The sequence below is a fragment of the Streptomyces sp. NPDC060198 genome (genome assembly GCF_042728415.1).
Lineage (GTDB): Bacteria > Actinomycetota > Actinomycetes > Streptomycetales > Streptomycetaceae > Streptomyces.
This window is the reverse complement of sequence record NZ_JBHWZJ010000077.1, coordinates 1-24335: the sequence shown is the minus strand read 5'-3', so window position 1 is coordinate 24335 and position 24335 is coordinate 1. Positions and strand designations below refer to the sequence as shown.

The 24335-nt window shown below is 72.2% G+C and carries 17 protein-coding genes and 1 pseudogene; 6 read left to right on the top strand and 12 right to left on the bottom strand.

Annotated elements, in window-relative coordinates; translation table 11 throughout:
- From ACFWEP_RS13020 to ACFWEP_RS13000, 5 genes are all read right to left on the bottom strand, one after another.
- The coding region (locus ACFWEP_RS13020; RefSeq protein ID WP_387369414.1) for an acyl-CoA dehydrogenase family protein at nucleotides 1-1527 on the bottom strand (1527 nt) is incomplete at its 3' end.
- A gap of 227 nt (nucleotides 1528-1754) precedes the next feature.
- Nucleotides 1755-2078 carry a hypothetical protein gene (locus tag ACFWEP_RS13015; protein WP_387369412.1) on the bottom strand — a complete coding sequence of 108 codons (324 nt, stop codon included), beginning with the start codon at nucleotides 2076-2078 and terminating at the stop codon, nucleotides 1755-1757.
- A gap of 224 nt (nucleotides 2079-2302) precedes the next feature.
- A complete protein-coding gene (locus ACFWEP_RS13010) occupies nucleotides 2303-3634 on the bottom strand; it encodes a beta-ketoacyl-[acyl-carrier-protein] synthase family protein (protein ID WP_387369410.1) in 1332 nt (443 codons plus the stop codon).
- Nucleotides 3618-4694 (bottom strand): beta-ketoacyl-ACP synthase 3, encoded by a 1077-nt coding sequence (locus tag ACFWEP_RS13005; RefSeq protein ID WP_387369408.1) that lies wholly within the window; start codon nucleotides 4692-4694, stop codon nucleotides 3618-3620. The genes ACFWEP_RS13010 and ACFWEP_RS13005 overlap by 17 nt, the downstream gene beginning before the upstream one ends.
- 218 nt (nucleotides 4695-4912) lie before the next feature.
- On the bottom strand, nucleotides 4913-5176 hold the full coding sequence (locus ACFWEP_RS13000; protein WP_387369405.1) for a type B 50S ribosomal protein L31: 264 nt from the start codon (nucleotides 5174-5176) through the stop codon (nucleotides 4913-4915).
- Between the two features lie 529 nt (nucleotides 5177-5705).
- Between ACFWEP_RS13000 and ACFWEP_RS12995 the strand changes: the two genes are divergently transcribed.
- On the top strand, nucleotides 5706-7832 hold the full coding sequence (locus tag ACFWEP_RS12995; RefSeq protein WP_387369403.1) for an alkaline phosphatase family protein: 2127 nt from the start codon (nucleotides 5706-5708) through the stop codon (nucleotides 7830-7832).
- Between the two features lie 11 nt (nucleotides 7833-7843).
- Nucleotides 7844-11176 carry a LamG-like jellyroll fold domain-containing protein gene (locus ACFWEP_RS12990; RefSeq protein WP_387369401.1) on the top strand — a complete coding sequence of 1111 codons (3333 nt, stop codon included), beginning with the start codon at nucleotides 7844-7846 and terminating at the stop codon, nucleotides 11174-11176.
- Between the two features lie 94 nt (nucleotides 11177-11270).
- On the opposite strand, the gene ACFWEP_RS12985 is transcribed toward ACFWEP_RS12990, so the two are convergent.
- A complete protein-coding gene (locus ACFWEP_RS12985) occupies nucleotides 11271-12149 on the bottom strand; it encodes an ABC transporter substrate-binding protein (protein ID WP_387369399.1) in 879 nt (292 codons plus the stop codon).
- Between the two features lie 301 nt (nucleotides 12150-12450).
- Here ACFWEP_RS12985 and ACFWEP_RS12980 point away from each other — a divergent pair, with 301 nt between their 5' ends.
- Nucleotides 12451-13314: a M12 family metallo-peptidase gene (locus ACFWEP_RS12980; RefSeq protein WP_387369397.1), complete on the top strand. Its 864-nt coding sequence runs from the start codon at nucleotides 12451-12453 to the stop codon at nucleotides 13312-13314.
- 28 nt (nucleotides 13315-13342) lie between these two features.
- On the opposite strand, the gene ACFWEP_RS12975 is transcribed toward ACFWEP_RS12980, so the two are convergent.
- From ACFWEP_RS12975 to ACFWEP_RS12965, 3 genes are all read right to left on the bottom strand, one after another.
- Nucleotides 13343-13972, bottom strand: a complete 630-nt coding sequence (locus ACFWEP_RS12975) for a GNAT family N-acetyltransferase (protein ID WP_387369416.1) — start codon at nucleotides 13970-13972, stop codon at nucleotides 13343-13345.
- An 87-nt stretch (nucleotides 13973-14059) separates the two neighbouring features.
- The gene (locus ACFWEP_RS12970) at nucleotides 14060-15007 is read right to left on the bottom strand and encodes a YihY/virulence factor BrkB family protein (protein WP_387369395.1); all 948 of its coding nucleotides are present in this window, start codon (nucleotides 15005-15007) and stop codon (nucleotides 14060-14062) included.
- Between the two features lie 171 nt (nucleotides 15008-15178).
- The gene (locus ACFWEP_RS12965; RefSeq protein ID WP_387369393.1) at nucleotides 15179-15496 is read right to left on the bottom strand and encodes a cupin; all 318 of its coding nucleotides are present in this window, start codon (nucleotides 15494-15496) and stop codon (nucleotides 15179-15181) included.
- Nucleotides 15497-15592: 96 nt separating this feature from the next.
- On the opposite strand from ACFWEP_RS12965, the gene ACFWEP_RS12960 reads away from it, so the two are divergent.
- Nucleotides 15593-16213, top strand: a complete 621-nt coding sequence (locus ACFWEP_RS12960; RefSeq protein WP_387369391.1) for an L-threonylcarbamoyladenylate synthase — start codon at nucleotides 15593-15595, stop codon at nucleotides 16211-16213.
- A 151-nt stretch (nucleotides 16214-16364) separates the two neighbouring features.
- On the opposite strand, the gene ACFWEP_RS12955 is transcribed toward ACFWEP_RS12960, so the two are convergent.
- The gene (locus tag ACFWEP_RS12955) at nucleotides 16365-17495 is read right to left on the bottom strand and encodes a type III polyketide synthase (RefSeq protein ID WP_387369389.1); all 1131 of its coding nucleotides are present in this window, start codon (nucleotides 17493-17495) and stop codon (nucleotides 16365-16367) included.
- Between the two features lie 34 nt (nucleotides 17496-17529).
- On the bottom strand, nucleotides 17530-18735 hold the full coding sequence (locus ACFWEP_RS12950) for a cytochrome P450 (protein ID WP_387369387.1): 1206 nt from the start codon (nucleotides 18733-18735) through the stop codon (nucleotides 17530-17532).
- 320 nt (nucleotides 18736-19055) lie between these two features.
- Here ACFWEP_RS12950 and ACFWEP_RS12945 point away from each other — a divergent pair, with 320 nt between their 5' ends.
- Together ACFWEP_RS12945 and ACFWEP_RS12940 are read left to right on the top strand one after the other, a co-directional pair.
- The gene (locus ACFWEP_RS12945; RefSeq protein WP_387369385.1) at nucleotides 19056-20276 is read left to right on the top strand and encodes a Dyp-type peroxidase; all 1221 of its coding nucleotides are present in this window, start codon (nucleotides 19056-19058) and stop codon (nucleotides 20274-20276) included.
- Between the two features lie 323 nt (nucleotides 20277-20599).
- Nucleotides 20600-23620: a carbohydrate binding domain-containing protein gene (locus ACFWEP_RS12940; RefSeq protein ID WP_387369383.1), complete on the top strand. Its 3021-nt coding sequence runs from the start codon at nucleotides 20600-20602 to the stop codon at nucleotides 23618-23620.
- A gap of 85 nt (nucleotides 23621-23705) precedes the next feature.
- Here ACFWEP_RS12940 and ACFWEP_RS12935 read toward each other — a convergent pair.
- Nucleotides 23706-24335: pseudogene (locus tag ACFWEP_RS12935) on the bottom strand (hypothetical protein); the annotation flags it as partial.

Below are 24335 nucleotides of genomic sequence, written 5' to 3'. Positions count from 1 at the left end.
CGCTTCGGCCGCCTGCCGTGCCGCGTACTCCTCCACCCCCCGCAGGGCGGCGCCCGAAGCCGCGTTCCAACGGCCGAGCGCGTCCCCGGGTGGGGCGGCGCCCATCCGCGTCCGGGCCCGCGCGAAGCGGAGGGCCTCCACGGCGGCGAGCAGCCCGCGCAGGAAGGCCGGGTCCCGGAGGCCGGCCGGCCCCGTCGCCCCGTCGGCGGTGTGCACCGGGGCTGGTGGCGCCAGGAGCAGCATCTCGGCCGCCGCCTTGGCGTGCGTGGGGAGGTTGTCGCCCTCGGCGGTGATGGTGCCCTCGATGCCGGTGACCAGCGCGGCGAGCCCGTTGTGCTCCAGCAGTCCCTGCGCGCCGCAGCGTTCACGGCATTCGACGATCACGTCCCTCGCCCGCCAGGTGATCCACCCCTTGGCGACGGCGACCAGCCGCTCCGCCGCCCCCCGGTCGCTCCCGTCCGCGCTCGCCTCCCAGCGGTCGAGCGCGCGGCGGTGCAGCAGACTCATCGCGAAGACCGTCGCCAACGCCTCGGCCAGTGGGCCGTGGTGGGTGCGGTGGGCGTACACGGGAACCGCACCGGTGCCGCGTGGGCCCGAGACCGTACGGTGCCCGGCGTAGCGCACGGCGACGGCGAGCGCGACGCGCGCCGAGCCGACCGCGCAGGCGCTCATGGCCAGCTTGCCGGGGGTGACCCTGCGGATGGAGACGAGCAGGCGCCGCCGCCTGCTCGGCAGCGCGCCGGAGAACTCGCCGCCCTCTCCCACGTGTCCCTGAGGACCGGCGAGCAGCGCCGCACGGGGCACGAAGCAGTCGTCGAACGAGGTGAGGCAGTGGTCCACCGGCGAACCCATCCGGGCCGGCAGCCTGCGCACCCGTACGCCCGGGAGGGCGGCGACGGCGTCCGTGAGCGGGACCAGCAGGAGGAAGACGCCGTGGTCACTCCCGTCGACGACGAGCCGGGCGGCGACCAGCCCGCTCTTGGGGCCGCCCACCGGGCTGGTGTTGGGCATGAACTTCTGCGCGCCCGCGTGCGGGGTGCGCAGCACGAATCCGTCGCGCGCGCGGTCGTACGTGGCGGTCGTCTCCACCTCGGTCGCGTCGTTGCCGTGCGCGACCTCCGTACAGAGGAAGGTGCCGATCTCGTCCATGTGCAACGGACCGGAAAGATCGCGGCGGCCCTCGGGGTCGTGGTCGAGCAGACTGCCGAGGAACAGGTTGTAGTGAATCCCCGCCACTGTGGCGAGGGTGGGATCGACCGGCCCGATCCACTCGTGCATCGCAGTGAGGGCGCGTACGTCACAGGCGAGCCGGGCCGCACTGTCGAGGGAGCGGTTGATCAGCCGCAACCTCTCGTAGGAGAGAGCGAGTTGATCATCCGAGGTGGAGCATGTACCGCTCCGGAAGGGCTCGGTGGTGGTCAGGCGGCGCCAGAAGGCGTGCTCGCGGCGGAAGTCGGGGCCGAAGATCACGGCACGCAGCGCGTCCGTGGCGGCAGGCGGCAGCGCCGCGGCGGGGAGAGGGGTCATGCTCCGTTGAACGATCACGGAACGGCGAGGACACCCCTCGTCGCCCGTCGGCCGAGCACCGCCATGCCACCGTCCGCTCCCGCTTCCCCCCGCCTGATCCAGTGCCGCGTCAGCCAAGGTTTGCCCCGTCGCGACGCGGCACCAGCGAGCCTCGCCCCGGGCGTCGGCTCGCGCCGTACAACAGGCCGAGCGCCTGTCCGCGACGTCCGGTCGGGCGAGGTCTGTCGTCATCGAGCATGTCGGCGCTTGGCCTTGGCAACGGCACGTTCACGCGGCAGGGCCTGGTAGTAGGAGGATCTCTCGTCGTCGGGATCGACGAGCTCACAGATGTCGGCCGCGGTGTCCGCGTCGTCCGCACTGCCGGTGATCCCGAGCCGCACGATCAGCCACAGGCCCTCCCGGGCCCTGGCCCGGCACTCGTCACCGAGGCTGTCCCGCCCCAGGGCCTGCTCGCTGTGGTGCGCGTGGCCGCCGACCAGACGCCACAGCGTGGTGAAGAAGTGCGTGCGGGCCGGTGCCGAGAGTCCCCCGGCCAGAGCAGCCAGGATCACGCCGACAGCCGGCCACGGAGACCTCGAACAGGCGTCGCGTTCGACCACGAATCGACGCCGGAGGGCAGGAACCACGCCGCCTTCTACCGGAGCCTCGGGTTCCTCTCCTACGAGGAGAAGCGGATGGCGGCTTTCGGCCTGCCGCGGGTCCGGCCCGACGCGAACCACGTGAGCACGTGAGCACGTGCGGAACAGGACCTCCCCTCACTGCTGGTGATGGCCCGTCAGGCACGCCGGAAGGCCAGCGCGACATTGTGCCCGCCGAAGCCGAAGGAGTGGCTCACGACGGTCTCGACGCACTGGCCGCGCGGCTCCTTCACCACGCAGTCGAGCTCGAACGCGTCGGTCACCGAGTCGAGGTTGGCGATCGGCGGGACGAGCCCGTGCTCCAGCGTCAGCACGGTGGCCACGGCCTCGATGGCCCCGGCTGCCGCGAGGGTGTGCCCGACGACGCCCTTGGGTGCGGTGACCGTGGGCGCGTGCGGGAAGAGCCGGCCGATGAGGGCGGTCTCCATCGCGTCGTTGAGCAGGGTGGACGTGCCGTGGGCGTTGACGTGATCGACCTCACCGGGTGTCCAGCCGGCCTGCCGCAGGGCATCCTCCACCGCCCGCTGCGCACCCCGACCGTCGGGTTCGGGCGCGGTGGGGTGGTAGGCATCGGTGCTGGAGCCGGCCCCGACGAGCAGCGCGCGGGTGCGCCCGCTCCGGGCAGTCACGTCCGCTTCGCGTTCCAGTACGAGCATGGCGGCGCCCTCGCCCATGACGAAGCCGTCGCGGTCGGCCGCGAACGGGCGGGAGGCGCTCGCCGGGTCGTCGGACCGGGTGGAGAGGGCGCCCATCCGGGCGAACGCCGTGACGACGAGGGGGGTGAGCACGGATTCGGCGCCGCCTGCCACCACGATGTCGCACTGGTCGCTGTCCAGCAGATCGCGGGCGATGCTGATGGCCGTCGCGCCGGAGGCGCAGGCGGTGACCGGAGCGAGGCTCGGTCCGTGGGCCCCGAGCGCGATCGCCACTTCCCCGGCGGCGGCGTTCGGGATCATCATGGGAACCAGCAGTGGTGACACGGCGTCCGGTCCGTCGTCGGCCAGTCTGCGGGCGTTGTCGACGAGCACCGAGACACCGCCCACCCCGACTCCGAGCACCACGCCGACCCGGCCGCCGTCCCAGCGCGCGGGATCGTGCCCGGCGTCCGCGACCGCCTGCCGGGCGGCGACGAGGGCCAGCTTCACGAACCGCGCCATCCGCCACACCGAGCGTCCGCCGATCGCCGCGTCGAGGTCGACGCTGTCCACGGGGCAGGCGAAGTCGACCGGCAGCCCGGCGAGTTCCTCGCACCTTCGTGCCGTCGACCGGCCGGAGCACAGCCCCGTCCAGAAGGAGTGCTCGTCGGCGCCCGCGGGGGTGACCACCCCGAGCCCGGTGACGGCGACGGCGGCACCGGCCCGGCTCCTGTGGCGCGCGCCGCGTGGCGCGAGGTGGCGGGCCGCTCTCGCCGACTCGGCGGCCCGGTCCCGAGAAGCGGCCCCGGTCCTTGTGTCAGCGGACTGCGACATGCTCTGTTCCTTCCGTCGTGGTCGTCGGCGGGGCTCCCGGCCAGCGAAGTGCCGCGGAGCCCCAGGTGAGTCCGCCTCCGAACGCGGTGATCAGCACGCGGTCCCCCGCGCGAAGGCGCCCCTGCCCCTCGGCGTCCGCCAACGCCAGTGGGATGGAGGCGGCACCGGTGTTGCCGACCCTGTCCACGTGGGTGACGCAGCGGTCCGGCCCGATGCCGACACGCTGGGCCACGGCGCTCATGATGCGGCCGTTGGCCTGGTGCGGCACGAAGTGGTCGACGTCGGCGGGCTCCCAGCCCACCGAGGTGAGGAGTGCCCGGCAGGAGGCGGCCATGCGCAGCACGGCGTGCTCGTAGACCGTGCTGCCCCGCATCCGGAAAAAGGCGTCCCTCTCGACGGGCGGTCCACCCGCGGCACGGGCTCGGGCGCCGCCTCCGGGCACGGTGATCAGATCGCGGCCCGTACCGTCGCTGCCCAGGTCGAAGGCGAGGAGTTCACCGGGGTCGCCGCTCCGGCCCGCGGCGATCAGCGCGGCCCCCGCCCCGTCACCGAAGACCACTCCGGCCGCCCGGTCCCCGGGGTCGAGCCAGGTGGAGTAGACGTCGGCGCCCACCAGCAGAATCCGGCGGTAGAGGCCGGAGGCGACCAGCCCGTGACAGACGGCGAGTCCGTAGACGAAACCGCTGCAGACGGCCGCGATGTCGAAGGCGGGGACCGTGCCGAGACCGAGCCGGGCGGCGAGGGCCGGCGCGGTGCCCGGGCAGAGGTGGTCGGGAGTGGCCGTGGCGAGCACCAGTGCGTCCACCGGTCCGGGTGCGACCCCGTCGACGAGCCGGCGGGCCGCCTCGTGGGCGAGGTCCCCGGTGGAGAGTCCGGGCCCGGCGCGGTGCCGGCTCACGATGCCCGTACGATGACGCACCCACGCGTCGTCCACGCCCCAGGCCTCGGGCAACGCGTCATTGCCCACCGGCTCTCCCGGCACCCATCCCGCGACACCTTCCAGCACCGCCGTACGCACACCGCTGCCGCCGGCGCCCGCAGCCGCCCGTCCGCTCGCCACCCGTCGCCCCGCTCCCCTGATCGGCCCGTACCCTGTCATGCGAACGGCGCAACACGCGGCGAGGATGCGTTCGATACCGCCGAACGAGTGATTGACGTTCGCCTGTACGAGTGGAGATCGGCCCAATCTGTGGCGGAGTGCGTCCCCATCACCGCTCCCCCGGCCGGTGGTCCCGGGCCGCCGCCCCCCGGACCACCCCGCGGCAGTGCGCCGGAGTTTCAGGCAGTGTCCTCATGGCCCGCTTCCCCGTACCGCCGTTCGAACTTGGCGATCTGCCCCTCCGCGTCCACGACGCGTGCCTGGCCGGTGTGGAAGGGATGGCTCTCGGCGGAGATCTCGACGTCGACGACCGGGTAGGTGTTGCCGTCGTCCCATTCGATGGTCTTCTCGCTGGATGCGGTGGACCGCGTCAGAAAGGCGTATCCGGCCGACCGGTCGCGGAACACGACGGGGCGGTAGTCGGGGTGCTTGTCCTTCTGCATGGCTGACTCCCGGAGGTGGAGGGGCGGGTGGCCGGTCCCGCCCCTTCCCCTTCCGGCCGGAAGGGCGGGGCGGATGCCCGTTCTGACCACTTTCGCCAGCCCGGCCCCGGGACGCGATCCCTGACCGCCCGTACGGGGCGCGGACCGGCGCGGTCCTCGCCCCGGGCGACACCGGCGGTGCTGCCTCCGGGCCGCCGGGGCGGAGGCGGCCCGCCCCGCCCCGGACGCGCCACGCGGGCGGCAGCACGCGACACGCCGGAGAACAAGATCATCACCGGCCGGTGCGCCGGTCATCCGCGCGCGGTCGCCGGGAGTTCATCTCGCGCCACTACGTTCTCGCGAGCACACATCGTGGATCGGCCCCGTCCGTAGCCTGCCCGGTCCGGCCCCGTGCGCACGTCGTCCCGGCACCGGTGCCACCAGTCCCCCGAATCGGAGCAGGACGACCGCAGGTGCGGTCCCGGTCGTCCGCGGCCGGACGCGCGGCGGTGTGCGCACCACCGAACCCCTCTTCCCCCGGAGGCTCTTGATGACGTTCACCACGGCAGAGACCCCGCTCGCCGAACATCTCTCCCCACAACAGGCGTGCACCGAGCCCGATCTCGCGGTGCGGGACCCAGCCGGCCGGGCGCCCGCAGAAACCGTGTCCGGGCCCGCCGCCGGACTCCGGCTCTCCCGGAGGTCGATGCTGCGAGGTGCCGCCGTCGCGCTCGGCGCGCTCGCCACCGGCTCCGTCGCCCAGGCCGCCGCCGCGCCCACCGCCGAAGCGGCCGAGTACGTCCTGCCCGCGGGCTACGCGGGCGACATCTCGGACCTGAAGCACGTGGTGATCCTGATGCAGGAGAACCGTTCCTTCGACCACTACCTCGGCAAGCTCCCCGGCGTGCGCGGGCATGACGACAGGCAGGCGCTGACCTTCCAGGACGGCACGAGCGTCTTCCAGCAGCGCGACGCGGACGGCACCGTCGTCGCGCCGTCCGCCTCGACCGCGACCTGGGGCGACAACCACAACTTCTACGGCGCGAACGAAGGCCGCTGGAACACCTGGGTGCAGGACAAGGGCGCCGGCTGCATGCGGTACTACACCCCCGACCACATGCCGTGGATGTACTCGCTGGCGAGCCAGTACACCGTCTGCGACATGAACTTCTGCTCGCTGCACGGCCCGACGATCCCCAACCGCTACTACCTGATGACCGGTACCTCCCACGGCGAGACCTCCAACGCCGGTCAGAACGACTACAGCCGCGGCTGGCTGACGGTGCCCGAGCAGCTCCAGCAGGCCGGCATCGACTGGCGGGTCTACAGCGACAACAGCGGCAACGGCCTCGGCGGAGCGCTGCAGGGCGGCTTCGTCGGCGACTACGGCTGCAACGTCACCAACAGCTTCCGGGCCTTCGACCCCCGCTCGGCCGCCCCCGAGGACCTGGAGCCGGGCACCGGCAAGGTCTGGAAGGCCAACTCCTTCCTCTACTCCGGGACGACCACGCCGAACGACGACTCCGACGCGAACCTCGAAGCGGTCCTGCGGGACCTCTCCGCCGCCTGCGAGCCCGGTGCGGAACACCCGCTGCCTGAGGTCTCCTGGATCGTCATGCCGGCCGCCTGGAGCGAGCACCCCAACTTCGACACGGTGCACGGCGAGCGCTACATGGACAAGGTGCTCCGCACCCTCCAGAGCAATGCCGACGTCTGGGACCACACCCTGGTGATCATCACCTACGACGAGAACGACGGGAAGTTCGACCACGTCCTGCCGCCGCGGCCCGAGGCCGGCACGGCGGGCGAGTTCTCCGGCACCACGCCCTACGGGTTCGGCCCGCGGGTGCCGATGCTGCTGGTCTCGCCGTGGACGCGCGGCGGTTACGTCGCCTCCGAGGTCTTCGACCACACCTCGACGGTGAAGTTCCTGGAGACCTGGGCCGCCCACCTCGGCAAGCCCTTCACCTGTCCGAACATCACCGACTGGCGGCGTTCCGTCTCCGGCGACCTGACCAGCGCCATCGACTTCGCACACCCGCAGCCCGGACCGGCTGACATCGCCGACCCGGTCGACGGCACGCCCCCGCCGCTGTCCGCGGACCGGATGAAGCCGCGCGGACTGTCCTTCCACCCGCACGCCACGCTCACCGAGAACCGCTCGGCGGGCACGGTGACCGCCACGATGACACTGGCCGGCGGCCCGGACGGCAAGGCGGTCAGCCTCCAGGCCTTCCCCGACAAGTACCTGCCGTTCGTCAACACCCCCTACACGGTCTCCGCCGCTGCCCCTCGTACGCACACGTGGGACGCCCGCAAGACCGACGGGAACTACGCCTTCTCCGTGTACGGCCCCGACGGCTTCGTACGCTCCTTCGCCGGCCGGATCGTCCCCGCGACGCAGAAGAACATCCCCGTACCGCGCGTGGACACCGAGCTGATCCCCGGCAAGGAGGCCGAGGTGCGACTCACCCTCCGCAACGACGGCACCAAGCCGGTCCGCTACACCCTCACCGCCCACGACCACCTCGGCGGCGTCCAGACGTACAGCGTCGCCGGCCAGGCCGCCACCACCGTCGACTGGCCGACCCGGCTCGGGTACTACGACGTCGTCGTCACCGCCGACACCGGTACCGGCTGGACCCAGCGGTACGCCGGTCGCGTGGCGACGGTCTGAGGAGCGAGAACATGAGACCGCACACCCGTCACCACGCGGCCCGACTAGCGGCCGCGCTGGTCCTGCTGCTCACCCCCGCCACCCTGCTCGCAGGGCCGGCGGCAGCGGCGACGCCCGCCCAGCAGACCACCGCGACCGCCACGACGGCCGACGTGGCGCCTTCCCCGGACGTCCTCGCCGTCGACTTCGCCGACCGCACTCCGGCCGACCGCGCCCAGCAACTCGCGCCCGTGGTCAAGGGCGCACCGCAGATCACCGGCGACCCGGGCGCCGGCAAGCCGGTGGCCACCTTCAACGGCACCTCGGACGCGTACACCTATCCGTTCGCCGGCCAGTGGTCCAAACTCACCGGCGGGTTCACCGTCGGGTGCCGCTTCCGCTGGAACGGCGCCACGGTCCCGGCCAGCGGGCAGAAGGCGATCTGCTCGAACGCCCAGTCGGGCGGGGCCGACCTCCAGATCGACAGCGGGCAGCTGGCGTTCTCGGTGAACGCCGGCGGCTACAAGTACACCCACGCCCCGATCGTCGCCGGCCGCTGGTACGACGCGGTGGCCACCTGGGACGGCCAGAGCGTCAAGCTGTACGTGGACGGCGTGCTCGCCTCGGCCACGGCGGCCCCGGGCGCGCTCACCGTCCCCACGTCCGGCGCGCAGAACTGGACCCTGGGCGCCGACTCGGCGTCCGCCGGAGGCATCGAGACCCCCTCACCCGTCAGCATCTCCACCGCCGACGTGTGGACCGGCGCGCTGACGGCCGGTCAGGTCGCCGCCTTCTCCGCCGCGAACGGCGCCCCGCCCGCCGGAGCGCCCGACTGCACCGCTTACGAGGACGGCGTCACCGGCGCCGTCGACGCCCCGGTCGGCACAGTCGTCCTGGACGAGGACTTCTCCGGGGCCGACGCGCTCGACTGCTGGAACCAGGCCACCGGATCGGAGCCCTGGACGGTGGCCGGCGGACGGCTGACCGGCCGTTCACCCGCCGCCGGTGACCAGCCGGTGCTGACCTTCGGGCCGCATCTGGACGACTACCTCCTGGAAACCACCGCCCGCTTCGACCAGGTGCTGCGGCCGGACGATCCGTGGTTCGCGCTGATCGCGGACACCCCCGTCGGCGGGGTGCGCCCCTTCCCGGCGTTCGCGGTCCGCAGCGGCACCACGACGGCCGACGGCGTCCGCGCCTTCGTCCAGTCGCCCACCACGGCCTCGGCCCTCGCCGGCGCGCCCCTCGGCACCGACCTCGGTACCGGCACCGACGCACGCCTCGCGCTGGAGGTGCACGGTAGGACCGCCAACTTCTACGTCGACGACCGGCTCGTCCTCGCCGGTGTGCCCCTCCCCCGCACCGCCACGGGTGTCACGGGCCTGTGCCTGGACTCCGCGGCGGTCTCCTTCGATGATCTCCGGCTCACCAAGCTGGGACCGCTGGGCACCACCGGCTTCATGACCGACACGTTCCGGCTGCCCGCCGCGCCCGTCTCCGCCTCCGTGCGCCAGCCGCTCGCCGGGCTGTGGAAGGCGGGCTGGACGCGGCCGGGCGGGGCCAAGACCGTCTTCCGCAAGGTCTCCGGGGACTCCTGGCTGGACGTGGGCGCCGACGGCGTCGTCACCGGCACCGCCCCCGCCGAGGTCCCGCAGGACGAGGGTGCGCTCACCGTGCGGGCGACCGACGGCACGACCACCGCCGACATCCTCCTCCAGGTCCCGGTCTCGGCGGCGGGCGCGGCCCCGCAACTACAGAGCGCGTCCTGGAACGCCTGGGACGGCGGCAGCCACGTCACCGACGCGGTCGCCAAGAACGTCGCCGTGATCGCCACCCAGGGCATCACGCTGGCCGGGTTCCAGGACGGCGGCGCGGCGATGGCCCGGGAGGTCGGCGCCGCCCTCGGCTGGGACGTCTACGCCTCGGGCGATCTGGGCATCGTCTCCGCCTACCCGATCGCCGACGCAGACCGGGTCGCCCCGACCGGTGCGGCCCCGGCCGCCGCCGTCACCCTGGACGTGGCCGGTATGCCGGTGCGGGTGTGGAACACCCACCTCGACGAGACCGACTACGGCCCCTACCGGGCCTGCTTCGACGCGGCCACCGATCTCGCGGCGCACGAGCGGACCACCACGCGTTACGCCCAGGCCCGCGCCGTGGCCCAGGAGATGGCGGCCGACCTCTCCGGCGACACCCCGGTGCTGCTCCTCGGCGACCTGGCCTCCCCCTCGGCCGACGACTGGACCGCGTCCACCGGCGGCTCGCACTGCGGCGCCGGGGCGGTGGACTGGCCGGTGCCGGACGTCTTCGCGAGCCTCGGCCTGATTGACTCCTACCGGGTCGCCAACCCCGACCCGGACACGGACCCGGGGATCACCTGGTCCCCGGTCACCTCCGCCCACGCCAACGGTGAGGACGAGCCGCAGGACCGCATCGACTACGTCTGGTACGCGGGCGACGGCCTGCACGTCGACGAGGCGCACGCGCTGACCGTCGGCTGGCCCTCGGAGGACGAGGTGGCGGACAATTCCTGGGCGAGCGACCACGCCGCCGCCGTCACCACCTTCACCCTCGGCGAGAGTGACACCGCCCCCGCCCCGGAGCTTCCGGTCGTCTCGGTGGACAGGCGGACCGTCGCCTACCAGGCCGGGCACGGGCCGGTGGACGCCGCCGCGTTCCTCACCGACGCCGGGGCCACCGCCGACCCGGCCGAGGCGGTCCTGCGGGCCGACCTCTCCGGCGTCGACTTCGCCGAGCCCGGGTGGTACACCGTCCTGGTCACCGCGGTCCACGGCCGCTACACGTCCGACCCGGTGGCCGCGACGGTCCGGGTCGCTCCGCGTCCCGGTCTGGTCCTGTCGGCCACGACGGCCGCCTTCACCGCGGGCGACACCGTGGACGAGGCCGCCGTGCTGGCCCGGCTGCAGCCGGTGCTCGATGTCCCGGGCACCGTCCGCGCCGACCTGACGGCCGTCAAGCCCCTGACGCCCGGCCGCTATCAGGTCGCCGTGACGGCCACGGACGAGTGGGGCTTCACCGTCACCCTGCCCGCCCGCGTCGAGATCGCCGGCGTCGTGCCGACGGTCTGGAGCCCTGCGGAGGTCTACGACAGCGGCGACACGGTGAGCTACGGCGGCGCCCTCTACCAGGCGTTCTGGTGGACCCGGAACCAGCCTCCCGGCGACCCGTACGGCCCCTGGCAGGAGATCGCCCTCGCCGAGGACGGCACCGCCGTCTGGACCGCGTCGAGGATCTTCCGGACCGACGACGTGGCGGTCCACCAGGGCAGGACGTACCGGGCGAGGTGGTACACCCGCAACCAGGCCCCGGGCGATCCGTACGGTCCCTGGGTCGCCGTCGGCTGACCACCCGGCCGGTGAACGGCCACCGCACGCACGACGGATCCCGGCCCCTGTTCCCGGAGGGCCGGGCTCCCGCCGTCCGCGCGACGGCCGCCTCTCAGTCCGCGCGTACGGAGTCCAGGGCGTCGGCGACCGTCGAGAGGAAGCGGGCGTGCGCATGCGGGCTGCACAGCGGCTCCGGGTTCCACGGCACGACGAGCGTCCCGGCACCGAGCAGCGCCGCCCAGTCCGGCTGGTCGCGGAGGCTGCTCAGCGGTGCCGCGTTGATCCGGACGTCCGTCAGCAGGATCCGGGGCGCGAGTGCGGCCACCTCGGCCCAGGGCGCGGTGTGCCAGTTGACGCCCGGGCCGGGCGGCGGGTCGACGAGGCCGACGCCCAACTCGTCCAGGGCCGCCAGTTCGGGCCAGAGGGCCGGCCGGGCGACGTACGCCTGGTCCCGATCGGCCGGGGAGAGCGCCACCACCCGGACGCCGGCCGGGGCCGCCTCGCGCAACCGGTCCCGCGCGGCTTCGAGTTCCGCCTCCGCACCGGCGGTCGCGGCCGCGCCGAGCGAGCGGGCCAGCCCGGCGAAGCGGTCGGAGGTACCGGCGAGCGTGCGCGAGCGGCCGACGTCGATCACGACCACCGGGACGTGTTCCTCCAGGTGCTTGGCGGTGTCGGGGTCGAGTCCGTACACCTGGCCACCGCCGTAGCTGACGGCCACCACGAGGTCCGGCGATCCCCGCAGCAGGGTGTCCACGTCGAGAGCGGCGCCCGCCCCCAGGTAGACCACCTCGTCCGACGGGAGCTCCCCCGCCTTCGCCCGGTCGATCTCGGCGCCGTCGTGGCCGGATCCGAAGACGCCCCATGACCGGACGCCCAGGTCCCACAGCGTGGCGCCCGCCTGGATGTACGCCAGCACCCGGGAGGGCCGCCGTTCCGTCTCCGCGACCCTGCCCCGGTCGTCCGTGAAGCGCCACCCGCTCTGTTCCGTCACGTCTCCCACCCCTCGATCCGTGCTCGTCCGCGCAACCTTCTGCCCCTTCGCACAGATGTACCTGCCCAACTCCCCGTCGCCGCACCCCTCGCCCTCGGGGCCGACGGCCCGGTGCGCCCCGGGAAGGCTCCGAGCAGCTCGGGGGGCGACTCGACTCCCTCTCCACGAGGCCCACGTGGAGAGTTCCACCGCGTCCGCACCGCCGGACCGGCCGGGGGGGTCCGGTTGCGCGGTTTCGCCACCCGCCGATCAAGAAACACTCATGGCGACCGCCCGGCCCCGCCCCGAAAGGACGCGCCCCATGCCCGTGACCGCGCTCAAGGCGGCCTGGTCCTTGCCACTCCTCGCCGCGCTCGGTCTGGCGCCTGCGGCGGGAGGCAACGGCGCCGCCCGAGGGACCGCGCCGAGCGCCACCCACGGGGCGCCGGACCGGCCGGCCCGCCACTGCCCGGTGGTCGACGTACTGGCCGTGTACACACCGAAGGCCGCGGCTGCCGTGGGCGGCGCACACCGGGTACAGGTGTCGGCACAGGACATCGCCACCCGGATGAACCAGTCCCTGCTCGCGAGCGGGGTCTGCGGCTCCATCCGGATCGTCCACCCGTACACGGCGAAGGGGTACGAGGGATCCGACGAGTTCGACCCCGCGTACGACGGGCTTCGCGAGGGTGACGACCCCGCCCTGGGGCCGGAGGCCCGGCAGCGCCGCGACCGCTACGGCGCCGACCTGGTGACGCTCGTGGTGGACGCGTCCGGCCGGGGTGGCGGCACCGGGGACTACACCCCGGACCTGACCGCCTCCTCGGACGCGTACGCCTACGCGGTCGTGGACGTCCAGGGCATCGCGCTCGACTCGGCCAGCCACGAGATCGGCCACAACCTCGGCCTGGCCCACGACCGTACGGCGCTCGCCGACGGGTCCGAGGGGGCCATGGAGGTCAGCAGCACCCGTCCGTACAACACCGGCTGGGTCACCGAGGACCGCGAGTACTACACGATCATGGCCTACCGGTCCTCCTGCGGTGACGGCTGCCGCCGCGTCAGCCGCTTCTCCAGCGCCGAGGGCACCTGGAAGGGCCGGCGCCTCGGGGACGCGGCCAACGACAGTGCCCGGATGCTGCGGGAGACGATGCCGATCGTGGCCGGGTACCGCACCGCCCCGTGAACCCGCCGTCCCACAGACCCTCGCGGCCCTACAGCCCCGCGCTGTCGGTGCTCCGGCCCAGATAGGTCAGCACCCCGGGGTCGGGCACGTCGATCTCGTGGAACCCCAGCCGGTCGTAGAAGTGCCTGGCCGGCTCGTTCGCCGTCAGCATCGAGAGGTACACGTCGGCGACCCCCTTGGCCCGCAGCGCGTCGAGGAACGCACGCATCAGCTCCCGTCCGTGGCCCTTGCGCTGCCAGGGCGGCAGGAGGTCGATGTGCAGATGGGCGGGGTAGTCGGCGACCTGCGGGCCGAGCATGTGCTCGGGGCGGTGCAGGAGGGCGATCATCTCCTCGGTCGGCGTGGTGGGCGGTTCGCCGGAGGCCGGGAACCGGCCGGCCACCAGCGGCAGCCAGCGCTCCCGGAAGGCGGCGGCGAACGCCGTGGTGTCGGCCGTGCCCAGGACGTATCCCACCGCCTGACCCGAGCCGTCGTCCAGGACGAACGCAAGGTCGGGTTCGAGGTACGCGTACGGTGCGGCGAACAGCGAGGGCATCAGCTCCTGATCGGCGTACAGATGCCGGGAGTCACCGCCGTTGTCGGCTGTCCGGACACAGATGTCGGCAAGCGCGGCGCGGTCGTCGGGGCGGTAGGAGCGTATGTAGGCGAGCTGTCCCATAGCGGGGAGCATGCCACCTTGGGAGCGCTCCCACAAGGTCCGCGCGACAGCGCCCGACGCGTCTCGGCGGATGCTCCCGCGGACCGGTCAGGCCTCCTCGCCGCCCCCTTGGCCGGAGCCTTGCGGTGGCACCGCCGGGCGCACGCCACGCGCTTTCCGTTCCGCCGCCAGTTCGGCGTTGAACTGCGCTCCGGCCAGCAGGGCCAGGTTGGTGAACCAGACCCAGATGAGGAAGACGACGAGTCCGGCGAGCGAGCCGTACAGCCGGCTGTAGGTGCCCACGTGCGTGGCGTAGAGCGCGAATCCCGCGGAGGCGACGAGCCAGAGCACGGCCGCGAGCACCCCGCCGGGCAGTCCCTGCCGCGTGCCGCGCACCGAACGCGGCCCCGTCCGGAAGAGGACGGTGATGAGACAGGTGACCAGTACCAGCAGGACGGGCCATTTGAGGAACCACCACACGGCCTGTCCCGCTTCGGCGAGACCGATCCTGCGGGCCGCCCAGCGGGCGAGCGGCCCCGTGAGCACCAGCACGAACGCGCTGGTCAGCATCAGGAGAAGCAGCCCGATCGCCGAGGCGACGATGGTGTGCGCGTTGCGCAGCGCTGGCCGGGTGTCGCGCTCGTGGTGCATGGCGTGCAGGGCCCGGCGGAAGACCGCGAGGTAGCTGGAGGCCGACCAGACCGCGCTGACACTGCCGGTGGCGACCAGGACCCAGCCCGCGGCGCGCTGCTCGGTGGCGGCCAGGAGCGGCTGCCGCAGCGCCGCGCCGGACTCCGCCGGGGCGAAGGCGGTGATGTCCGCGATCAGCGCGGCCGTGGCACCGGGGCTGGCCAGCCCGATGACGGAGACCGTGACCAGCAGTGCGGGCAGCAGGGCGAGGATGGCGTAGTACGTCTGAGCGGCCGCCCAGTCGGATATGTCGTCGTTCCACAGTGAGACGGGGGTCCGCCGCAGCGCGGCGGACCAGGCGGCGGCACGGCCGGGCGGGTGGGCGCCGCCCGCCTCGCGGGCAGGGGCAACGGACTTGCGGAACACGCGTCGCTCCGGGGGAGGTGAACGGGATGGGGCACGCCGGACACCCGCGCTGGTCGCACGGGCCACCGGTGGGCGGTGCCGTCCTTTGTCTCATGCCTCGGTTTCGCGGGAGTACACCGCCACCCCGGGTGTCCGGTTCCGGCGACCGCCGGTGGGGGCGCCGTCCGCCCGTCAGTCGTTGACGGCGGTGAGGAGCACGACGGCGTCCTCCAGCGCCAGCAGCCCGTGCCGCTCCCTCGGGATCGCGCCCAGGCCGCCGGTCGTCAGCTCCACGTCACCTGAGGGCGCGGTGATGCGGACCGCGCCGCGGAGCACCTGGAGGGAGGCGGCGAGCGGTGCGTTGTGCTCGTCCAGCGAGGAACCGGAGGTGAGGGCGATCACCGTCTGCCGCAGCGGAGGCTGCTGGAGCAGACGGTGCGCGCTGCGCCCGTGGGGGGAGCTGCGCGCCGCGGCGAGGTGCTCGTCCGCGAGGGCGTTGAGGTCGTTCATACCGCCACTCTGCCGCAGCACGCGCGGGGCCGCCGCCGGAGCGTGGCGTCGCACGAACCTCGTGGGGCGGCGCGACGCACCCCGTAGACTCGGCGGATGGCTAAGTATTTCGACGTGCATCCCGAGAACCCTCAGCGACGCACGATCAGCACGGTGGCCGGTCTCATCCGTTCGGACGCACTGGTCGCGTACCCGACGGACTCCTGCTACGCCCTCGGGTGCCGGCTGGGCAGCCGGGAGGGGATCAACCGCATCCGTTCGATCCGTCGTCTCGACGACCGCCACCACTTCACCCTGGTGTGCGAGAACTTCGCCCAGTTGGGCCAGTTCGTCCAGATCGACAACGACGTCTTCCGTGCGATCAAGGCGGCGACGCCCGGCCGGTACACCTTCATCCTGCCCGCGACGAAGGAGGTGCCGCGCCAGCTGCTGCACCCGAAGAAGAAGACCGTGGGCGTCCGCATCCCCGACCACGCCGTGGTCCAGGCCCTGCTGAGCGAGCTGGGCGAGCCGCTGCTCTCCAGCACACTGCTGCTGCCGGACGAGGAGGAGCCGCTGACGCAGGGCTGGGAGATCAAGGAGCGGCTCGACCACGAGGTGGACGCCGTGCTGGACTCCGGCGACTGCGGTACGGAACCGACGACGGTCATCGACTTCTCGGACGGCGAGGTCACCGTCGTGCGCAAGGGAGCGGGCGACACCACGCGGTTCGAGTGAGCGCCCGCGTTCGGGTGTCCCGGTGCTCGGCCGACCCGGCGTTCAGCTGTCCCGGTGTTCACGCGTCCCGCGTGGGTCCGTAACCGCCGGCAGGATCCCGGTGCGTCGTACGGGCCCGAGGTGAACGGCACGGCCGGCGGGGCGCCGCCGCTCAGCCGAGCAGCGCGCCGCCCGGCGCGGGCAGCGCGCCGCTCGACGCCAGGTCGTCCTCCGCCCGGCCGAGGTCGTGGTCGGGCCGGCGCACCCAGCGTCCGACCGCGCACTCCGCCGTGATGCCTGGCCCGAATCCGGCGATGAGTCCCTGCGCGGCGTCCTCGGCGCCACCGTCCTCGAAGAGCCGGGCCAGCGCGTCGAAGACCACCGAACTCGCGATGTTGCCCCGCTCGGTGAGGGTGGCCCTGCTGTAGCGGAACATCCCCGGTGGGAGCTGGAGAAAGTGGCAGAGGTCGTCGAGGATGCGCGGACCGCCCGCGTGCACGATGAAGAAGTCCATGGCCTGCACGGACCATCCGTGCAGGTCGACCAGGTTCCGCAGGACCGGCGCGAGCATCTCCATGGTGCCGGGGACCCGCCGGTCCAGCAGGAAGTGGAATCCGGTGTCACGGACCGCGTAGGAGATCCAGTCCTCGGTGTCGGGCACCAGGTGCGAGCCGTTGCGTTCCAGACGCATCCCGGTGCCGCCCTCGCCGCGGACGACGGCCGCCGAGACGGCGTCGCCGAACAGGCCGTTGGAGAGCAGGGATCCGACGCCGATGTCGGCGGGCTGGTAGCAGAGCGAGCAGAACTCGCAGGACACGATGAGGACGTTGGACTGCGGGTAGGCACGGCAGAAGTCGTGGGCGCGGTTGATGGCCGCCCCGCCCGCCGCGCAGCCGAGCTGGGCGATCGGCAGCTGCCTGGTCTCCGGCCGGAAGCCCATGGTGTTGATCAGCCAGGCGGTCAGCGAGGGCATCATGAAGCCCGTGCAGGAGACGTAGACGATGAGGTCGATCTCGGCGGCCTCGACCTCGGCGTACTCCAGTGCCCGGCCCACCACTTCGGGGACCCTCTTCTTGGCCTCGGCCTCGTACACCTTGTTGCGCACCTCGAAGCCGGGGTGGCGCAGCGTCTCCTCGATCGGCTGGACGAGGTGACGGGTCCGGACGCCGGTGTTCCGGATGAGCCTCAGGACCAGGTCGCGCTGGGGGTGGCCGTCGTGGGTCTCGCGGGCGAGGTCCAGGGTCTGCTGCATCGTGATGACGTGTTCGGGCACAGCGATGGCCGGGCGGCACAGGGTCGCCATGGGTTCTCCTCGGGTCTGGGAGCGGAGGCTCTCGTCACCACGTGACGGGCAGGGCGAGCGGATAGCGCCAGATCGACGTGGTGTTCCAGCGGATGTCGTTCGCGGACACGTCGAGGCGCAGGTCCGGGAACCGGCGGAGCAGCGAAGAGAACGCGGTCTCCAGTTCCATCGTGGCGAGCGGGGCCCCCAGGCAGTGGTGGGCTCCCCAGCCGAAGGTCATGTGGGGGATGGACGGCCGGTCGGGGTCCAGGTCGTCCGGTCGCTCGAACTTCCCGGCGTCGCGGTTGGCGGTCAGGTAGGACACGTGCACGATGTCGCCGGCGGGGATGCTGACGCCGCCGAGTTCCACGTCCACCAGGGCGACCCGGGGGATGCCGACGCCCTTGCGGAACGGGATGTGCCGGAGGAGCTCCTCAAGGGTGCGGGGCAGGCGCTCCGGGGAGTCGCGCAGGACGCGCGCCAGTTCGGGGCGAGTGAGCAACGAGTAGGCGATGTTGCCGAGTTGATAGGTGGTGGTGTCCTGTCCTGTGATGAGCAGGACCATGGCCATGACGGTCAGTTCGTCGTCGCCGAGGAGTTCGTCGCCGTCCCGGGCGGTGGCGAGGGTGCTGATGAGGTCCTCGCCGGGCGAGCGGCGGCGCCGGGCGGTGAGTTCCCCGAAGTAGGCGCGGAGTTCCGCCTTGGCGCGGATCGCGTCCTCCTTGCCGGCCGCTCCGACGTTCATCATGGTGAGGGCGTGCGAGCGGAGCCAGGGCCGGTCGGGCTCGGGGATGTCGAGCACCTCGCAGATGGTGACGAGCGGCAGGGGAGCGGCGACCGCCTGCATGAAGTCGGCGGTGGTCGCGCCGTCTTCCATGGCGTCGAGCAGCCGGTCCACGATGCGCTGGGTGCCCACCCGCATGGCGTCGATCCGCCGGGCGGTGAAGCTCTTCGCCACCAGGCTGCGGAGCCTGCTGCTGGCCGGCGGGTCCATGAGGTTGATGGCCTCGTCCTGGACGATGGGTTCGGGGGTCATACGGGGGAAGTCCCGTCCGGTCACGGCACTGCGGCTGAAACGCCGGTCGGTGGTGACCGTCCGCACGTCTTCGTACCGGGTGACCAGCCAGGCGTCCCCCTCGCCGTACGGCATCCTGATGCGGGACACCGGTGCGGTGGTCAGCAGCTCCTTGAGCTGGGGGTCGAACTCCAGCCGTTGCGCGAAGTCGAAGGGGCAGCTGCGTACAGTTTCCGTGTTCTCCACCGAGGTTCTCCCAGGGACCGGGCCTGCTGATTCAAGGGCGGGTCCGTCCCCGACCGGGTCCGGACCCCGGCTGTATTCCCGTTACCCTCCGAAACATGTTCACCACGCTGAGTAGTCGCCCGATCAGGGGGTGGTGAGGGCGGCGCACGGGACCGAAGGGCGCATGGCGGTGACGCGCAGGAATGAATTTGCGCCCGGGCGCACGCCTCGCTGGTAAGGCTCACTGCGCCGTGTCCCGCCCTTCGCGTCGGAACGGTCCGACGGGCAACGGTCGGACACGGCCTGGCCAGACACATCGAGCACGTGGAAGAGGCGCGACCATGACAGACATCGACGACCGTCCGATCCCCGCCGGCACGGACGGACTCCACGGACGCCGGGGGTTCGTGATGGCGGGGGTCGGTCTCGCTGGGGCGGTGACGAGCGCGCCCGACGCCTTCGCGGCACCGGCGGGGCGGCCCGAGGCGGCGCCCGCCGTGGCCCGGAAGGCCGCGGTGCCGTTCCACGGGCCGCACCAGGCGGGCGTCGTGACACCGCAGCAGGCGTTCGTCGCCTTCGTCGCGCTCGACGTCGTCGGCACGGACCGGAGCGCGCTGATCCGCGTTTTCGACGTGCTGACGCGGCGGGCGAGGGCCCTCACCGCGGGCGCCGGGCAGGGCGGCCCCGACGACCGGCTGACCGTCACGGTCGGCGTCGGGGCGTCCCTCTTCGACGAGCGCTTCGGCCTCCAGGGGCGCCGTCCGGCGGGCCTGCGGACGATGCCCGCGTTCCCCGGGGACGACCTCGACCCCGCGGCCTGCCACGGGGACCTGTCGGTCCAGGTCTGCGCGGAGCATCCCGACGCCGTCCTGGAGGTGATGCGCGATCTGCAACTGGCACTGCGGGGGCTGGCGGCCCCGAGGTGGCGTAGCGACGGGTTTCTCAACCCGCCCCGGCCGAGCGGCGCGCCGCGCAGCATCGTCGGCTTCAAGGACGGCATCTCCCACCCGGACACGAAGTCCGAGCGGGAGATGGACCGGGTGCTCTGGCTGGGTTCGCGCGGTGGAGCGCCCGCCTGGGCCCGGGGCGGGTGCTACCAGGTGCTGCGGATCACCCGACTGCGGGTCGAGGCCTGGGACCGGCTGCCCGTGTCCGAGCAGGAGCGCGCCTTCGGCCGGAACAAGGCGAGCGGCGCTCCGCTGACCGGCACCAAGGAGACGGACGTTCCCGACTACCGGTCGGACCCGGACGGCCGGAAGATCTCCTTCGACTCGCACATCCGCCGGGCGAACCCGCGAACCCCCGAGACGGCCGACTCGCTCCCGCTGCGGCGGAGTTACAACTTCGACCGCGGCCTGGCGCCCGACGGCGGGCTCGACGTGGGGCTCAACTTCTGCTGCTACCAGCAGGACATCGCGCGACAGTTCGAGGCGGTTCAGCGGCGTCTGGACGGCGAGCGGCTCGCGGACTTCACCGTCACACGGGGCGGCGGCTACTTCCTGGTGCTGCCCGGAGTGAAGGACGCGAGCGACAAGCTCGGGGCGAGCCTGCTGAAGGACTGAGGCTCCCAGGAGAGCCAGGAGGGCGCAGGCTCCCGGAAGGGGGAGCCGGCGGAGGGCGGCCCCGGGTGGAGCGACCGCGTGCGGAGCTCTTCCGGGGCCGTCGCTGTCAGAACCCTTTACGAAGCTGACATGCACGGGTAATTTCCTGGACGCAAGAGATTGCAGAAAGATTCTGACAGCTATTGCCATCGGATTCTTTCCGCTCGCCCGAACCCCGAGGCGCGTCCGGGTTCTCCGGCGGGATCTCGGCCGGTGCCCCTACCGGACACCGGCGTTGTCGGCAGCCGCGGCCTCCCCCGCCACGGCCTCCCCCTGGAGACATGATGAAACGCTCCCCCCTACGGCTGTTGAGACGCCCCGTGGCGGCGGCCGCGACAGCGGCCGCTCTGCTGGGCCTGCTCACCGCGATACCCGAGACGCAACAGCTGCCGTCCGTGACTCCGGTGGCCGCCTCCGAGAACTCGGCGACCGTCTTCTACTGGACGAAGACCAAGAACTGGTCGGCCTACAAGCTCCATTGGGCACCCGACGGTGGCTCCTGGACCACCGTCCCGGGGACGGCGATGACCGCCGCCTGTACGGACTGGGTGAAGCTGACCGTTCCGCTCGGCAGCGCCACCGGCCTGGCCGCGACCTTCAACAACGGCCAGGGCGTCTGGGACAACAACTCCGGCAACAACTACGCGCTCGGCACCGGGAACATCACGGTCAAGGACGGCGTGGTGGCCCACAGCGACCCGTGCGCGGACAGCGGTACGACTCCGAGCCCCTCCCCGACCGGCACGAACAGCGCCGAGGTCTACTACTCCACCGGCACGGTCGGCTGGACCACCACCAACCTCCACTACCAGCCGGTGGGCGGCGCGTGGACCGCCGTCCCCGGGGTGGGCATGGAGGCGGCCTGCACCGGGTGGGTGAAGCGGACCGTCGACCTCGGGACGGCCACGGGGCTCAACGCCACGTTCAACAACGGCAACGGCGTCTGGGACAACAACAACGGGTCCAACTACGCTCTCGCGAGTGGGCGTTCCACGGTGAAGGACCACAAGGTCACCTCGGGCGCGGCCGATCCGTGCGCCGCCGCGGTACCGGACACCACGGCCCCGTCCGCCCCGACGAAGGCGGCTGCCGCAGCGGACGGCGTCTCGGTGGTCCTGACCTGGGAACCCTCCACGGACAATGTGGGCGTGACGAAGTACCAGGTCACTCGCACCGGCGGGACGAAGGGCACCCTGGTGGCGGACACCGGCTCCACGGTGTTCTCCGACACGGGTCTTGAGGAACGGACCGCGTACAGCTACACCGTCAAGGCGGTGGACGCCGCGGGGAACGTCTCGGCGGCCTCCTCGGCGGCGACCGCCACCACCGGTGACAAGCCGCCCGTCGCGGCCTCGGGGCAGCCGCTGGGCACGGACCCGCGCAAGGACCCGATCTACTTCGTCCTCACCGCCCGTTTCAACGACGGTGACAGCACGAACAACCGGGGTGGCAGCCAGGACGTGAAGTCCGGCAACGCGGCCAACAACGACCCCATGTTCCGGGGCGACTTCAAGGGCCTGGTCAAGAAGCTCGACTACATCAAGGGGCTGGGCTTCTCGGCCATCTGGATCACGCCCGTGGTACTCAACCGCTCGGACTACGACTACCACGGCTACCACGGCTACGACTTCTACAAGGTCGATCCGCGCCTGGAATCGGCCGGCGCCTCCTACCAGGACCTCATCAACGCGGCGCACGCCAAGGGGATGAAGATCTACCAGGACGTCGTCTACAACCACTCCTCCCGGTGGGGCGCCAAGGGGCTGTTCACCCCGACGGTCTACGGCGTGCGGGACTCGCAGTGGAGCTGGTACTACGACGAGAAGAACGAGGGCTTCGAGTACGACGGGCTGACCGTCGAGACGAAGTCGGGCAAGTCCTACTACAACGGCGACCTGTGGTCGACCGCAGAGCCTGCGGGCAATACCTGCCTCAACTGGGGCAAGCCCACCGGCAGTACCTCCGCCGAGGGGTACAAGATCTACAACTGCCAGTGGCCGAACGCCACTTCCGGGATGTTCCCGAAGGTCTACTACCACAACTGCTGGATCGGCAACTGGGAGGGCGAGGACTCGCGCAGCTGCTGGCTCCACGAGGACCTCGCGGACTTCAACACCGAGAGCGCCCCGGTGCAGAACTACCTGATCGGTGCCTACGACAAGTACATCGACATGGGCGTCGACGGCTTCCGGATCGACACCGCCGTGCACATCCCGCGCACCACCTGGAACCGCCGCTTCCTGCCGGCGATCCAGGAGCGGGTCACCTCGAAGTTCGGCGCCGAGGCCGCGAAGAACTTCTTCGTCTTCGGTGAGGTCGGCGCCTTCGTCAACGACAAGTGGAACCGGGGATCGGTCAACCACTCGGCGCAGTTCTTTACCTGGAAGGAGCGCAAGGAGTACAGCGCGGACGACGCCGCCGCCTCGCTGGAGATGTACAACTACGAGGAGCAGCTGGGCACCGGACAGCAGCCGGTCTCCGACAACGCCTTCCTGAAGGGAAACAGCTACCACACGCCGGACCACAGCCAGTTCTCCGGGATGAACGTCATCGACATGCGGATGCACATGAACTTCGGTGACGCCAACAACGCCTACAGCAACGGCAAGGACTCCGACGACAGTTACAACGACGCCACGTACAACGTCGTCTACGTCGACAGCCACGACTACGGACCCAACAAGAGCAGTGAGCGGTACGCGGGCGGCACGGACGCCTGGGCGGAGAACATGGCCCTGATGTGGACGTTCCGCGGCATCCCGACCCTGTACTACGGCTCCGAGGTCGAGTTCCAGGCGGGGAAGAAGATCGACTGCGGGCCCACCTGCCCGCTGGCGACCACCGGACGGGCGTACTTCGGCGACCGCATCGCCGGTGACGTGACGGCCTCGGACTTCAGCAAGGTCTCCTCGGCGAGCGGTGCGGTGGCGGACACCCTCGCGCAGCCGCTGGTCAAGCACGTACAGCGGCTGAACCAGATCCGGCGGGCGGTCCCGGCACTCCAGATGGGCCAGTACTCCACGGAGGGCATCAGCGGTTCGATGGCGTACAAGCGCCGCTACACCGACGCGGCGAGCGGAGTCGACTCCTTCGCCCTGGTGACCGTCACCGGCGGCGCCTCGTACACCGGAATCCCGAACGGCACCTACAAGGACGCCGTGACCGGTGACGTGCGGACCGTGTCCGACGGCACCCTCACGGTGGCCGCGCCGGGCAAGGGCGACATGCGGGTGTACGTACTCGACCTGGGCGGCAAGAACGCCGCGCCCGGGCAGGTCGGCACCGCGGGGCCGTACCTGAAGTAGGACACCGGCTCGCAGGTGAGCGCCGGTACGGACCCGTGGTCGGGCCGTACCGGCGCTCTCGCGTGTGCGGGGCCGGCGAGCGGGGTTAGCGGGGCGCGGTCAGGTGCGGGAAACGCCACTCCGTGCGCGTGTGCAGCGTCTGGCCGGGGCGCAGGACGGTGGTGGGGTAGGAGGCGCGGTTGGGCGAGTCGGGCAGGTGCTGGGTCTCCAGGCAGACCGCGCCGTGGCGGTCGTGCACCCGGCCCTCGCCGTCGGTGAAGGTACCGTCCAGCAGATTGCCCGTGTAGACCTGGATGCCCGGTTCGGTGGTCCACACTTCCATCACACGGGAGGCGTCGGGCGCGGCGAGCCGGGCGGCCCGGCGCAGGCCGTCGCCGGGGGCAGCGTCGCGCAGGACCCAGCAGTGGTCGAACCCGCCCGCCGAGGCCAGCTGCTCGTGCGGGAGGGCGAGGCGCTCGCGCAGCACGCGGGGGGCGGTGAGGTCGAACGGGGTGCCGAGCACCTCGGCTGGGTCCCCCTCGGGAATGCCCTCGGCGTCCACCGGGAGGTAGTGGTCGGCGTCGACCTGCAGGGTGTGCCCGAGGATGTCGTCATCGCCCAGCGCCCCGGCCCGGCGGGCCAGTTCGCCCGCCTGGGCGGCGAGCCGGTCCCGCAGCACGTCGTAGGCGGCACCGTCGAGCGGGGGCGCGGCCTGGTCCTGGGGCTGCGGGGCGGC

Coding starts and splice junctions, on each gene's coding strand:
- ACFWEP_RS12945 (WP_387369385.1), top strand. CDS start 19,056: ATGACAGACATCGACGACCGTCCGATCCCCGCCGGCACGGACGGACTC.
- ACFWEP_RS12995 (WP_387369403.1), top strand. CDS start 5,706: ATGACGTTCACCACGGCAGAGACCCCGCTCGCCGAACATCTCTCCCCA.
- ACFWEP_RS12990 (WP_387369401.1), top strand. CDS start 7,844: ATGAGACCGCACACCCGTCACCACGCGGCCCGACTAGCGGCCGCGCTG.
- ACFWEP_RS13010 (WP_387369410.1), bottom strand. CDS start 3,634: ATGTCGCAGTCCGCTGACACAAGGACCGGGGCCGCTTCTCGGGACCGG.
- ACFWEP_RS13000 (WP_387369405.1), bottom strand. CDS start 5,176: ATGCAGAAGGACAAGCACCCCGACTACCGCCCCGTCGTGTTCCGCGAC.
- ACFWEP_RS12965 (WP_387369393.1), bottom strand. CDS start 15,496: ATGAACGACCTCAACGCCCTCGCGGACGAGCACCTCGCCGCGGCGCGC.
- ACFWEP_RS12960 (WP_387369391.1), top strand. CDS start 15,593: ATGGCTAAGTATTTCGACGTGCATCCCGAGAACCCTCAGCGACGCACG.
- ACFWEP_RS12980 (WP_387369397.1), top strand. CDS start 12,451: ATGCCCGTGACCGCGCTCAAGGCGGCCTGGTCCTTGCCACTCCTCGCC.
- ACFWEP_RS12955 (WP_387369389.1), bottom strand. CDS start 17,495: ATGGCGACCCTGTGCCGCCCGGCCATCGCTGTGCCCGAACACGTCATC.
- ACFWEP_RS12975 (WP_387369416.1), bottom strand. CDS start 13,972: ATGGGACAGCTCGCCTACATACGCTCCTACCGCCCCGACGACCGCGCC.
- ACFWEP_RS12940 (WP_387369383.1), top strand. CDS start 20,600: ATGAAACGCTCCCCCCTACGGCTGTTGAGACGCCCCGTGGCGGCGGCC.